The following is a 13,004-nucleotide window of genomic DNA, read 5'->3' as shown; positions in this document are numbered from 1 at the left end:
TCGAAGATGAGCGTGAAAGATATCGCCCAGGACACCATTAACGCCGCTGTCTGGTCGGCATGCGATACGTTCCGCGGCACCGTGGACCCCAGCATCTACAAGGACTATGTCCTCACGATGCTGTTCCTCAAGTACGTTTCCGACGTCTGGCAGGATCACTACGACAACTACAAGGCCGAGTACGGCGAGCATCCCGAGCTGATCGAGGAGATGCTCAAGAACGAGCGCTTCGTGCTGCCGGCGCGCGCCAACTTCCGCGCGCTGTACGAGCAACGTCACGCCCCCGGTAATGGCGAGCGCATCGACAAGGCGCTGCACGCCATCGAAGAAGCCAATATCGGCAAGCTGCGCGACGTGTTCCAGGACATCAGCTTCAACTCCACCAAGCTCGGCGACGAGCAGCAGAAGAACGACATCCTGCGCCACCTGCTGGAAGACTTTGCCAAGCCGGAACTCAACCTGCGGCCCAGCCGCGTCGGCACGTTGGACATCATCGGCAATGCCTACGAGTTCCTGATCAAGAACTTCGCCTCCACCAGTGGCAAGAAGGCCGGCGAGTTCTACACGCCGCCGGAAGTCTCTGCCCTGATGGCACAACTGATGGACCCGCATGCGGGTGACGAAATCAGCGACCCGACCTGCGGCTCAGGATCGCTGTTGCTCAAGGTCGGCCGGTTGATCCGCGAGCGGTCGGGTTCGCGCAAGTACGCGCTGTACGGTCAGGAGGCCATCGGCAGCACCTGGGCGCTGGCCAAGATGAACATGTTTCTGCACGGCGAGGACAACCACCGTATCGAGTGGGGCGACACCATTCGCAACCCCAAGCTGCTCGACAGCGAGGCGAGCCTCAAACACTTCGACATCGTGGTGGCCAATCCGCCGTTCTCGCTGGAGAAGTGGGGCCACGAAGGCGCCGATACCGACAAGTTCAGCCGCTTCCGTCGCGGGGTGCCGCCGCGCACCAAAGGCGATTACGCCTTCATCTTGCACATGGTCGAGACCATGAAGCCGCGTACCGGTCGCATGGCGGTGGTGGTGCCGCATGGCGTGTTGTTCCGTGGGTCGGCCGAAGGCCGGCTGCGCAAGCAGCTGATCGACGAGAACCTGCTCGACATCGTGATCGGCCTGCCCGAGAAGCTGTTCTACGGCACCGGCATTCCTGCGGCGATCCTGGTTTTCCGCAAGAAAAAGGCGGACGAAAAGGTGCTGTTCATCGACGCCAGCCGCGGCTACGAGGACGGCAAGAACCAGAACTTTCTACGCGAAAAGGAAGATCTGCAGCTCATCCTCGATACGGTCAAGGCACGTGCCAACGTCGACAAGTACGCCTACCTGGCCAGCCCTGCGGAAATCGCCGAGAACGACTACAACCTCAACATCCCGCGCTATGTCGACACCTTCGAGGAAGAGGAGGAGATCGACCTGATGGCGGTACGCAAGGAGCGGCTGGAGCTGAAGGCCGAGCTGGCCAGGCTGGAAGAGCAGATGGCCGGCTACCTGAAGGAACTTGGCTATGAGTGAGCGCAAGCCGCCGAAAAAGGCGCTACCCGAAGGAGGCGGTGCGCCGTCGCCAAGCTATGGCGAGTTGGTGCTTTACCCCACCGAAGACGGCAGCGCCCGTTTCTACCTGCGTGCCGATCACGGCACCGTGTGGCTGAGCCAGGCGGAACTGGCCGAGTTGTTCCAGACCTCGGTGCCCAACATCAACATCCACATCAAGAACGTGCTGGCGGAGGGCGAATTGCAGGGCGAGCCAACTATTAAAGATGACTTAATAGTTCGCACCGAGGGCAGCCGGCAGGTGCGGCGCCCGCTCAAACTCTACAACCTCGACATGATCCTGGCCGTGGGCTACCGGGTGAAATCCCCGCGCGGCACCCAGTTTCGCCAGTGGGCCACCACCCACCTCAAGGAGTACCTGGTCAAGGGTTTCGTCATCGACGACGAGCGCCTGAAGGATCCCGCCGGCTGGGATTACTTCGACGAGCTGCTGGAACGCATCCGCGAAATCCGCACCTCGGAGAAGCGCTTCTACCAGAAGATCCGCGACCTGTTCGCGCTGTCGGTGGACTACGGGGACGACCCCGCCGCAGCCGGCCAGTTCTTCGCCGTGGTGCAGAACAAGATGCTGTTTGCCGTCACCCAGCAGACGGCGGCAGAAATCGTGTTCAAACGCGCAGACCCCAGCCAGCCCAACATGGCGCTAACCAGCTGGATGGCCGGGCGCGTGCGCAAGACCGACGTGATCGTGGCCAAGAACTACCTCTCCGCGGCGGAGGTAGAGGAGCTCAACCGCATCGCCGCCATGTTCCTCGACTATGCGGAGGATCGCGCCAGCAAACGGCAGGACATCCGCATGGCCGACTGGCGCCAGTACGTGGACAACTTCATGGACTTCAACGAGCGGCCGCTGCTGAAAGGGGCGGGACGGATCAGCCACGAGCGCATGCAGCAGGTGGCGCACGAGCGTTATGCCGAGTTCGATGCGAAGCGGCGGCAGGCCGAGGCGCTGGCGGCGGATGTGGAGGACATCAAGGAGTTGGAGACCGTGGAGAAGCGTGGCCGCAAGGGAGGCAAAGATGCTTCCTAAGGGATGGACCTACACCACGGTCGCTGATGCTTGTGAAACCGTCAGCGTTGGCATCGTGGTCAATCCGAGCACCTATTACGTTGATGCACCTAAGGGCGTACGCGCATTTCGCTCAGGCAATGTCCGCGAAAACAAAGTCAATGACGCTAACTGGGTTTTTCTGTCCGAAGAAGGGAGCCTCAAGAACAAGAAGTCAATTCTGCGCACTGGAGACGTGCTTGTTGTGCGTACTGGCTTCGCCGGCACAGCCTGTGTCGTACCACCCGAGTATGACGGCGCCAATTGCATAGACATTCTCTTTGCCCGCCCTCGGCCTAAGTACTTGCTTCCGGAGTATCTAAGCCAACTCACTAACTCGGAATCGGGCCGAAGGCAGGTGTTCGCTGGCCAAACCGGCCTCGCGCAAAAACACTTGAATGTTTCCTCCTACGGAAAAATGAAATTCGGTCTGCCGTCCGTAACGGAACAGCGGAGGGTTGTTCATGTACTGCGGACATGGGATCACGCCATCACTGTGACCGAGCGATTGCTAGATAATAGTCGCCAACAGCGGCGGGCATTTGTCTCGAAAGTGCTCACTGGCAAGCGGAGGCTTGAACGCTTCCGCTCCAAAGTTAGGCAAATTTCGACTCCTCATGGATCGATCCCCGGGGAATGGATATATCCCCGCATTGAATCCATAGCGCACGAAGTCAGCAAAAAACACAGCGGGGGTCAAAACTATCCGGTGCTCTCCTGCACGAAGCATGCTGGCCTTGTCGATTCGCTCAGCTACTTCAAGAAGCAAGTTTTCAGCAAGGACCTGTCCACTTACAAAGTGGTTCCAAAAGGATGCTTCGTGTACGCCACGAATCACATTGAGGAAGGCTCTATCGGCTATCAGGACTTGTATGATTTTGGCTTGGTGAGTCCCATGTACACAGTCTTCAAGACGAGTGCAGAGGTGCATGACAGTTATCTCTACCGTCTGCTCAAGACAGAGCATTTCAGGCAAATCTTTGCCGCAGCGACCAATAGTTCGGTAGATCGCCGTGGAAGCCTGCGTTGGAACGACTTCAAGAAGTTACACGTGCCGCTGCCTCCCATGGAGGAACAGTTGGCCATCGCTGAGCTGTTGGATCAGGCCGATCGAGAGATTTGGCTGCTGGAAAAGAAGGTCGCATCGTTCCGTGACGAGAAGAACGCATTGATGCAGCAGCTGCTTACCGGAAAGCGCCGCGTGCATCTGCCCGAAGCTGCGGAGGCAGCCAGCCCATGAACGACAGCGCCCCCGACACCCGCGAGCAATACAGCGCCCACCTGCCGGCCTTGCACCTGCTGGCGAATCTGGGCTGGAGCTATCTGACCGCGGCCGAATGTTTGGCGCAGCGCGGGAGCACGCGCGAGGTGCTGTTGAAGCCGCGCCTGATCAAGGTGCTGCAGAGTCGCCGCTTCGACTACAAGGGCGAGCGCTATCCGCTGTCACCCAGCGCGATTGACCAGATCGTGCGCGAGCTGTCGGCGCTGTCGATGGCCGAAGGGTTGTTGGCGGCCAACGAGCGGCTGTACAACAAGCTGGCGCTGGGCATTACCGTCACCGAGTTCATGCCGGACGGCAAGAAGCACCAGCCGACCATCGCCATCATCGACTGGACCGATCCGGCCGCGAACCTGTGGGACGTGACCGAGGAATGCGAGCTGCTGTCCGCCCAGGGCACGCATCACCGCACGCCGGACATCGTCTGTTACGTCAACGGTTTGTCACTGGTCGTGATCGAGGCGAAGCGGCCGGAGTCGGGGCAGGTCGGCAAGGCGATGGTCACCGAAGGCATCAGCCAGCACCTGCGCAATCAGCGTCAGGACGAGATTCCGCAGCTGTTCGCCTATGCCCAGCTGCTGCTGTCGATCAGCCAGACCGACGGTCGCTACGGCACTACGCATACCGCAACCAAGTTCTGGGCGCGCTGGCGCGAGGAGGAGTTCGACGAGAAGCCGCTGGAAGCGATCAAGAACCGCACGCTGCCGCTGGATACGCAGCGCGCGTTGTTCGAAGGCAAGCCGGCCCGGTTGCGCAGGTACTTCGAGGCGATGTGGTCGCAGCCGATGCTGCTCAACGATCAGGACCGCCTGCTGGTGGGGCTGCTAACGCCCGCCCGGTTGCTGGAGTTCCTGCGCGGATTTGTGTTGTTCGACCGCAAGGTCGGCAAGCTGGTGGCGCGCTACCAGCAGTTTTTCGGCATCCGCGCCTTGCTGGCACGCATCGCGCAGAAGCGCCCCGACGGTGGGCGCGAAGGCGGTGTGCTGTGGCATACCACCGGTTCGGGCAAGAGCTTCACCATGGTGTTCCTCACCAAGGCGCTGCTGTTGACCCGCGCGCTGAAAGAATGCCGCGTGGTGGTGGTGACCGACCGCATCGACCTGGAAACCCAGCTGGCGCGCAACTTCATGACCGGCGGCGCCTTCGGCTCGGCGATAGCCACCCGCAAGGAAGGCGAGGGTAGCAAGGTGACCTCCGGGCGGGAACTGGCCAGGCGCATCGGTCATGGCACGGAGCGCATCACCTTCTCGCTGGTGCAGAAGTTCAACACCGCCTCCAAGCTGGCGGAATGCCGCAACGATTCGCCGGATCTGATCGTGCTGGTGGATGAAGGCCATCGCAGCCACGGCGGCGAAACCCACGAGCGCATGCGCAAGGCGCTGCCGCGGGCGGCCTATATCGCCTTTACCGGTACGCCGCTGCTGAAGAACGAAAAGACCGCGAACAAGTTCGGCGCCATCGTGCACGCCTATTCCATGCAGCGCGCGGTGGAGGACGAAACCGTGGCGCCGCTCTTGTACGAGGAGCGCGTGCCCGAGCTGGACATCAACGAGGAGGCGGTCAACCGCTGGTTCGACAAGATCACCGCTTCGCTGTCGTCGGCGCAGAGCTCGGATCTCAAGAAGAAGTTCGCCGGGAAACGGGCTATCTACGGCGCGGCCAACCGCATCGAACTGATCGCCTGGGATATCGCCACCCACTTCAACGAAAACATCAAGCAGCTGGATCTTGGCCTGAAGGGCCAGGTAGCCACCGACAGCAAGCTCGATGCGATTCGCTACAAGAAGGCACTGGACGATACCGGGTTGGTGACCAGTGCCGTCGTCATCTCCGCACCCGATACCCGCGAAGGCAATGCCGAGATCGACGAAGACGCGATGCCGGAAGTGCAGAAGTGGTGGAAGCAGAACATCGTGGATCGCAAGCTTGATCCCGAGGAATACGAGAAGCAGGCGCTGCAGGACTTCGGCTGCGACGGTTCGCCCGATTTGCTGATCGTGGTCGACAAGCTGCTCACCGGCTTTGACGAGCCACGTAACACCGTTCTGTACATCGACAAGCCACTGAAGGGCCACAACCTGATCCAGGCCGTGGCGCGCGTGAACCGCCTGCACGATGCCAAGCGCTACGGCGTGCTGGTGGATTACCGCGGCATCCTCAAGGAACTGGATGTCGCCGTGCGCGCCTATCAGGATCTGGAAGAGCGCACCCAGGGCGGGTACGAGTTGGCGGATATCGACGGCTTGTACCAGGACTTCAGCACCCAGTACAAACGCCTGCCAACCTTGCACGACCGCCTGTGGTCTTTCTTCAAGAGTGTGGCCAACCGCAAGGATACCGAGCAGTACCGCGAAATTCTGAAGCCGCATCTGGTGAAGGGGGGCGATGGCGAGGAGTACGACGAGCGGCAGAAGCTGCGCGACGACTTCTCGGCGGCGCTGACCGAGTTCGGCTTGTGTCTGCAGACGGCGCTGTCATCGCGTAGCTTTTTCGAGGACCAGAGTTTCTCCGAGGCACTGATCCGTCGTTACAAGGACGATCTGCGCTTCTTTTCCAGTCTGCGCCAGATTGCCCGCCGAGACGCGATGGAAACCATCGACTACAGCGTCTACGAGGAGCAGATCCGCAAGTTGGTGGACAAGCAGGTGATCGGCAAGGAGGTGCGCGACCCGCAGGGCGTGTACCTGGTGCACGAGCTGGGCAAGGTCGAGGATCCGCAAACCTGGTCGGAGGAAAAGACCCGCAACGAAACCGACCTGATCAAGACCCGGGTGCGCAAGACCATCGAGCAGGAACTCGCCGAAGACCCCTATGCCCAGAAGGTTTTTGGCGAGTTGCTGCGGCAGGCCATCGCCGAAGCGGAGGCCATGTTCGACCACCCGCTGAAGCAATACGCGCTATTCAAGGCCTTCGAACAGAAAGTCGAGGCGCGCGATGTCCCCGGCATCCCGCCCGCGTTCGCGGAGAACCGGCACGCCATGGCCTACTTTGGTGCGCTGAAGCTGGTGCTGGGCGACGCGGCCTTCGACGGCATGGAGGATGTGGAACACAGGGCCTACATCGATCTCGCCGTGGAGATCGACCAGGTGGTGCGCAATGCCATCGCCGAGAACTCGCTCAACCCGCAGAACATCGAGGCAGCGGTGCGCAAGGCGCTGCTGCCGGAACTCTTCGCGCGGGTGGGGCTGGACCAGGCGAAGGCTGTAGTCGACCAGATTATCCAGATCGTGCGGGTGGGTTTGAGCCGTGGCTGATGCCTCGTCGCCGGAAGCCGGCTGGAGTATCCATTACGGCGGTGAAGTCATTCGGTTCGTGGTGCGCAGCCAGCCGCGGCGCCTCCGTGGAAGCATTGCCATCCATGTCGAACCACCAGGCCGGGTGCTGGTGGATGCGCCGGCCGATGCGTCGCGGTTGGCCATACTCGCTGCAGTGCGCAAGCGCGCGCGATGGGTGCACGGCCACCTGACCGGCTTCCGCCGACGGCACACTCATGTGCTGCCGCGCGAATATGTCAGCGGGGAAACCGTGATTTACCTCGGTCGTCGTTATCGGCTGAAAGTGATACCTGCCACCGCTGCCGAGGCCGCCGTGAAGTTGTGCGGAAGTCGCCTTGAGATACGCAGCCCCGACACGGCTCCGGCCTCGATTCGCGGGGCCATGGAGACATGGTACCGCGCCCGCGCCCGCACGGTTTTTGCCGCACGCATCGACGACATGCTCACGACCCTGCGCTGGAAGTCGACGCGGCCGCCCATGCGCCTGCAGGCCATGAAAACCCAATGGGGAAGCTGCTCACCGACAGGGAAGATCACGCTCAATCCATGGCTGGTGAAAGCGCCGCGCGATTGCATCGACTACGTGATCCTTCACGAGCTATGCCATCTCAGGGAACATAACCACAGCCCACGATTCTTCAAGCTGCTGGATCGGCATATGCCGGCATGGCGACAGCGCAAAGCGCGCCTGGATGAACTCGCCGAAGTGATTCTGAACCTGTAGATGCAGCAAGCATGCAGTCAGTGCCTTCATCAAGTCCCGAAGATCTGCACGCCACGGTTGCAAATTTGGTCGAGTGACTCATCTGGTGCCAGGAATCTCATGTCGAGCGGCAGAGCGGGCTCAAGTGCCTCTGTTTTGAATGCGAGCGTAACCAGTTGGAGGAGGCGCTCCTGCTGTGCCTTGGCAGCCACGATGGTGAGGAGCAGGATGACTGCTGCGCTATCGTCTTCACGATGCAGCTCCGTCAGGAATGCCGTCTTTACCGTGGCCTCCTTCTCAAACAGATTGCGTAGGATCATGTTCAGCGCAACCGTGGACACAGATGGTGGCCCGACCAGGAATTCGGTCTGCGCCGGCATCTCGCCCATGGTGAAGCTGCCAAGCGGTCTTCCCTCCAAGAGGGCCGTAACCTCCGGTGGGTAGAGCGCGATCGCATCCACGTTCGGATTGAGCATCAGCGAGGCACCTCGTGTCAGCTCGAATAGATGCCGGCCCGACATCGCCACGACGAGGGCTGTGTTGTTCGCGGCCGCTTCGGCTTGCCCCTTGTCACTGAAGAACGGCAACGCAGTCTGTCCGTTGTCAGGGCGTATGAACTGAATGAAGCGCATGACGCCCCGAGGTGGGCTCCCCACTGGAACATGAGCGTAGACCGTCGCATCAAGCAACGCTTTGAAGAACTGCTGTTGTGCGTGCTCGGGGTTTACGCCTTGCGCTGTAGTCCTGGCGGCAGCCAGCAATTGCGCAAGCTTCTTGGGCGTTATCTTAGCCACTCTTAAACCTGCCGATGGGTGGGGTAGGACGTCACACATTTGCTCGAAAGCCTACGCGCGTGGCTGACTCGATGACGAAACATCATCTTGACTAACCTTGTCAGAAGGCTGGATCTCGCGACTCGCATTCATCTTGGCCAAGGCAACGCGTATCGCCGAGCGAGCGATGGCCTTCGAGACGTGGATTTCCCGCCTCATCTGAGCCACGGTATTCATCCGATGTAGGCGCTTACCGGATCGCTGCAGCTGTTCGATCAGCTTGGTGAGATAGCTGCTTGCAACTTCGAACCTTGTGCTCTTGGCGATCTCGATGCGGTGTCTTCGTTCATTACTGTACTTCGCGCAAAGCTCCGAGTTCTTTCGCTTGAAGTTGGAGAGGCTCACCGCATATTCCGAACATATATTTGTGAAGGGGGGCAATATGGTTGTGTTCGGAAGGGCCAGCAACTTGCGCATCGTGCGTTCACAAAGTCGATAACCATGTTTGTTGAATCCCCGTCGCTGCGGCGGTCTTGGGGTGTCAATGTCGGACTCGAACAGGCCAGGGGAAACGGCCTCCTCAGGCCGCAAGAAAATGTCCATAGGCGTTGTTCCGCAGCGCGCGGCCATGCCGAATATGGTGGTCAAGCGGTGCCCAAGTGCTCGCATCTTCGCTGTTTCGCTGGATACCGGGCATGGGCGCCCCTCCAGCGCGGCAAGCCGTATGGCTTTGGCAAGGAATATATCGACAGCGCGGTGCGGAATATCCGCGGATTTGGGCGTCGCGATGTGTGTGAGAACTTTCAACATCTCGGTGTGGCACCACGCCTCCCACGGCGTGCTTTCGTCTCGCATTCTGTCAGCGGATTTCAACGCAAAGCCGCATTTGATGCAGAGCATCCGAACCGAACCTATGCGCCAGTCGCGTTGATATGAGCCGCATCGGGCACAACGATCCGTGAGTCGCGCCCCATGTAACGGGCAGCGTGTAATCTGCGGAATCCACCACGCGAGAGGCTCCACAATCCTATCGGCGAGCTGCGCGTAGCACATCGGACACCATCGGCGCCGTTGCACGCTCGATCCCGTCTGGTTTCGACTGAGGGCACCGCGAAGCCGCAACAGTGTCCCGCATGCCAGATTTGCGGCGCCTGTCAATTTCTCCAACCGCTCGACTATCACCGCGGTTCGGCCCGAATGCGTGCAAAAGATCCGTGCATCGAGATCGATGCTCTTGAGTTCCGGGGCGTCGTCGATGCTCAAGTACGACGAATCATTGAACAGCACTTTGGCCAGCTGCTTCGGCGTAACTTGGTGTGCGTCAGCCAAGCGGCAATAGAACGATGCTAGCGATTCAACTTGTGGCGTGCCCAAGCCGTACAGGCGAAGCGGCGCGAGTATGGTCTTCATGGTTGGGGGCCACAGGGGTCACGGACAGGATTGCGCCGACCTGGATGCTTGCTCCCCCGTTTCGTCGGCGCTGCTTTCGCTGGCTTGGGAAGCTCGCCCTTGACCCGTGCCTCCCCTGTCTCGATTTCGTGCTTTAGGCGTTCCGTCTGGATTGGCGTGTACTTGGCTTCCTCGATGTCTTGCCAGCGAAGTCCATCCCGTCCTTGTGCCAAGGCGGTGAACCTCGCGCGCTCGAACAATTTCTCGACTTCGCCAAACACGCCGAAAGTCCATGCCAAGACGGTCTCAGCATGTTTGCTCAGCGTGGCTGGCTCCTCGAAGCCAATCGCCTTCGAGTACATACGCAACACCGAGTAGAACGCCGCACGGTCGGCGTCCAGATCTGTGTCGTAGCGCTGCAAATGAATCAGATGGCTACGTCGGTTGAGCTGCGCACTGTGGTTCCATATGTCAAGCAGGTCGTAAGTCCCAAAGAGAAAGATGATGATTCCAAGCCTTTCGGCAAGGATCTTCAGACTTTCGAGGTGATCTGACGGGCTGCGATTCACGTGAGTGAGGCACATGCTTTGAGCCTCGTCGACGAAGATCGCTTGTAGGTGTACAGCCTGTGCCAGGCATTCGAAAGCGCGCCTGATCTTCGTCTCCGTCATCGAAACACGGATGGAGTCCCAGAACGGTTCGCCAAGAAAATCCAGTTGCTCCGGCGTCATCTGCTTTGCTTGTGGACTCCCCGCCAAAGTGCCCTCGCGCCTGAAGGGGTCGCCTAGCTGGCCCAGCATGCGGCTGTAGAAATCCTTCGACGAGAAATAGCCGCTCTCCGAGTTTGTGGCCAGGACGGAAACGAGCGGGATCTGATTCTTCGATGGGTCAGCGTCTGACCGGTACGAGGTTCCTTCAAGATGGCTTCGGAGCGTCGACTTTCCCGCGCCGGACGGACCTACCACGAATACCAAGGTGCCTTTCGATGCATGAGTGATACAGACGCGAGCCTCCCGCTCCCACGCCTTGAAGTGAGCGTGCTCCAGCGTGCCAGTCAGCAACATGATTCTGTCTCCTTCGTATCATGGTAGAAACGGAATGTCGGGCAGCCGATCGAAGTCGATCGATTCGATTTGGGGCTTGATCGATGGCGACGCTGGGGGTGTGGTGCTGTTGGCGGCGCCACTGTCCGCTTCGTCGCAGGCAGCCGCGGCGGCGGCTGATGCCTCGAGTTGCTCCATCCGCTTCGCAATGCGCTCGTGGCTTTGACGCCCTTCCTCACGGGCCGTCCTGCTATTGCTACGCCCCCGATAGTTTTCGAAGAACTTACCTTCATCCGAGAGTGGCAGGATCACGCCGTGATCCCGGGAGTGCGTGGTGATCCACCTGCCATCACATCTGACATACAACGTGCTTGGATTGGCAGGGTCGAGGCGAGTCTCTTCAAATTTGTAGGGCCGCCTGATTGCGTTCAGTTCGTCAGACCAATACTCGCGGTAGCCGCAACGCAGGCCCTTTCGCTTGTTCAGCGTGATGTCTACCGGGATCGATGTAGCGATCAAGTACGAAAGATCGCAAGTAACATGATGGCCAATGTGGCCGAACTCCTGGACTCCCTGAGCAAGCAGGTCGTCTGGGCACCCATCAGCGGTTCCGTGGGTCGTCTTGTTCCATTCGTGGAACCAGAAATGCCTGGCTTCCTGGATGATGATCGCGAGCTCGAGCCGGGCTGTTGCCCGACTTTTCTTGTTGCCTGAGGCTGCTCGGCTGTGCTGATCTGCCCAGGTCGCGCCGTCGAGCCGGTTGGCGATGCGGAAATTGATTTGCTTCAGTGCCGTTTCCTCCAGGCCGCCAAAGCGGGGAGCGCCTGAAGCTCGCGAGTACTTCGCCGAGTTGAACCGGGGCAGCAACTGTTCCCAGAAGGTTGACCCGTACTCGCCACCCCGATCCTGAGCGATATACGGAGGTACGCGCTTTTGCCGTGCTCCCATGTCCCGGAATGCAAGCGATAGAGCAAATCGGTCGGACTTCCCAAAACCAAGCCACGCCCCCAAAGCTTTATCTGTCGCTTCGTCATAAAAAACATAGAACCAAGGCGGCTCGCAGAACATCGACAGCTTAAAGATGCTCCAGGACCGAACGTCGAACTGCGTGCTATCGATGTGGCTGATCAGGCCTGGAATTTCGCAGCGGACTGTTGCGTGTTCGGCCGACACCGGTGGCCGGGCGGCGTGGTAGCCACGAATCCCAAGTCGGCCATAAGCGACCTGCTCGGGAGCGATCTTGAGGCACATGTTCCGCAATGCACTCTTGGAGATTTTGGGGATGCTCTCTTCCGAGCAAGCTGCATCCACACGGAAAATTTCAAGCTAGTTGTCGCCTCAATGATTAATTTTCAGGCGGCTTTTCGTTCCTGGTTACGAGCTGTCGTGATGGCGTCCTGGTCGGGATTCAGATGGACGGTATGGATGCGCGTCCAGTTGCGCGTAGCGCCTTTCCAACGTAGCGGCTGAGATTGACGTGCGGCTTCGTAGAGCGCGACGCGTTGATCCAGGATGGCCTGATCCAGATGGGCATGGCGCTGGGCGGGCGTCACGAAGCGGATCGCGCTGTGACGATGCTCGTGGTTGTACCAGTGCACTAACCCGGTCGCCCAGGTTCGCGCGGCGAACAACGTGTCGAACACGTCCAGCGGATAAGCCGGCCGGTACTTCAGCGTCTTGAACAGTGATTCCGAATAGGGGTTGTCGTTGCTCACGCGCGGACGACTCAAGGACGGCATGATGCCGAGGGCCTGCAAGGTCGCCAGCATCGTGGCGCCCTTCATGGGACCACCGTTGTCCGAATGCAAAATCACTTGGTGGGGCTGTATCGCTTCGCGCACGCACAGATCCTTGAGCACTTCACTGGCCTGGGCGCTGCTCTCTTCGGCATAGACCTGCCAGCCGACGATCTTGCGGCTGAACACGTCCATGAA

Annotated in this window: 10 protein-coding genes; 5 read left to right on the top strand and 5 right to left on the bottom strand. The window is 59.9% G+C overall.

Annotated features, from left to right (window positions below):
- Positions 1-6 precede the first annotated feature (6 nt).
- The 5 genes from ACFPPB_RS15965 to ACFPPB_RS15945 are packed head-to-tail and all read left to right on the top strand — an operon-like array spanning position 7 to position 7,886.
- Entirely contained in the window at positions 7-1,521 is a 1,515-nt protein-coding gene (locus tag ACFPPB_RS15965) for a type I restriction-modification system subunit M (RefSeq protein WP_377328873.1), read from the top strand.
- The gene (locus tag ACFPPB_RS15960; protein WP_377328871.1) at positions 1,514-2,590 is read left to right on the top strand and encodes a virulence RhuM family protein; all 1,077 of its coding nucleotides are present in this window, start codon (positions 1,514-1,516) and stop codon (positions 2,588-2,590) included. Before ACFPPB_RS15965 ends, ACFPPB_RS15960 begins: the two co-directional genes overlap by 8 nt.
- Positions 2,580-3,848 carry a restriction endonuclease subunit S gene (locus ACFPPB_RS15955; protein WP_377328869.1) on the top strand — a complete coding sequence of 423 codons (1,269 nt, stop codon included), beginning with the start codon at positions 2,580-2,582 and terminating at the stop codon, positions 3,846-3,848. The genes ACFPPB_RS15960 and ACFPPB_RS15955 overlap by 11 nt, the downstream gene beginning before the upstream one ends.
- Entirely contained in the window at positions 3,845-7,141 is a 3,297-nt protein-coding gene (locus ACFPPB_RS15950) for a type I restriction endonuclease subunit R (RefSeq protein ID WP_377328867.1), read from the top strand. Before ACFPPB_RS15955 ends, ACFPPB_RS15950 begins: the two co-directional genes overlap by 4 nt.
- Complete coding sequence (locus tag ACFPPB_RS15945) at positions 7,134-7,886, top strand: M48 family metallopeptidase (protein ID WP_377328865.1); 753 nt, start codon at positions 7,134-7,136, stop codon at positions 7,884-7,886. The genes ACFPPB_RS15950 and ACFPPB_RS15945 overlap by 8 nt, the downstream gene beginning before the upstream one ends.
- A 29-nt stretch (positions 7,887-7,915) precedes the next feature.
- Here ACFPPB_RS15945 and ACFPPB_RS15940 read toward each other — a convergent pair whose 3' ends face one another.
- The 5 genes from ACFPPB_RS15940 to ACFPPB_RS15920 form a co-directional block, all read right to left on the bottom strand.
- A complete protein-coding gene (locus tag ACFPPB_RS15940; RefSeq protein ID WP_377328863.1) occupies positions 7,916-8,659 on the bottom strand; it encodes an SseB family protein in 744 nt (247 codons plus the stop codon).
- Positions 8,660-8,710: 51 nt separating this feature from the next.
- Positions 8,711-10,048, bottom strand: coding sequence for a TniQ family protein (locus ACFPPB_RS15935; RefSeq protein WP_377328861.1), 1,338 nt, complete (start codon positions 10,046-10,048; stop codon positions 8,711-8,713).
- The gene (locus tag ACFPPB_RS15930) at positions 10,045-11,091 is read right to left on the bottom strand and encodes a TniB family NTP-binding protein (RefSeq protein ID WP_377328859.1); all 1,047 of its coding nucleotides are present in this window, start codon (positions 11,089-11,091) and stop codon (positions 10,045-10,047) included. Before ACFPPB_RS15930 ends, ACFPPB_RS15935 begins: the two co-directional genes overlap by 4 nt.
- 18 nt (positions 11,092-11,109) lie before the next feature.
- Positions 11,110-12,321 carry a hypothetical protein gene (locus ACFPPB_RS15925; RefSeq protein WP_377328857.1) on the bottom strand — a complete coding sequence of 404 codons (1,212 nt, stop codon included), beginning with the start codon at positions 12,319-12,321 and terminating at the stop codon, positions 11,110-11,112.
- A 101-nt stretch (positions 12,322-12,422) separates the two neighbouring features.
- Positions 12,423-13,004 (bottom strand): transposase (locus ACFPPB_RS15920; RefSeq protein WP_377328855.1); only part of this gene is annotated, 582 nt, incomplete at its 5' end.

Origin of the sequence: Rhodanobacter terrae (assembly GCF_042657005.1) — a bacterium.
GTDB lineage: Bacteria > Pseudomonadota > Gammaproteobacteria > Xanthomonadales > Rhodanobacteraceae > Rhodanobacter > Rhodanobacter terrae.
Note: the sequence above shows the minus strand (reverse complement) of the source record. Positions and strands in the feature narration are given on the sequence as shown.

What these genes read in the sequence shown, in the direction of transcription:
- ACFPPB_RS15955 (WP_377328869.1), top strand. Translation starts at nt 2,580, where the DNA reads ATGCTTCCTAAGGGATGGACCTACACCACGGTCGCTGATGCTTGTGAA.
- ACFPPB_RS15950 (WP_377328867.1), top strand. Translation starts at nt 3,845, where the DNA reads ATGAACGACAGCGCCCCCGACACCCGCGAGCAATACAGCGCCCACCTG.
- ACFPPB_RS15935 (WP_377328861.1), bottom strand. Translation starts at nt 10,048, where the DNA reads ATGAAGACCATACTCGCGCCGCTTCGCCTGTACGGCTTGGGCACGCCA.
- ACFPPB_RS15925 (WP_377328857.1), bottom strand. Translation starts at nt 12,321, where the DNA reads ATGTGCCTCAAGATCGCTCCCGAGCAGGTCGCTTATGGCCGACTTGGG.
- ACFPPB_RS15930 (WP_377328859.1), bottom strand. Translation starts at nt 11,091, where the DNA reads ATGTTGCTGACTGGCACGCTGGAGCACGCTCACTTCAAGGCGTGGGAG.
- ACFPPB_RS15960 (WP_377328871.1), top strand. Translation starts at nt 1,514, where the DNA reads ATGAGTGAGCGCAAGCCGCCGAAAAAGGCGCTACCCGAAGGAGGCGGT.
- ACFPPB_RS15965 (WP_377328873.1), top strand. Translation starts at nt 7, where the DNA reads ATGAGCGTGAAAGATATCGCCCAGGACACCATTAACGCCGCTGTCTGG.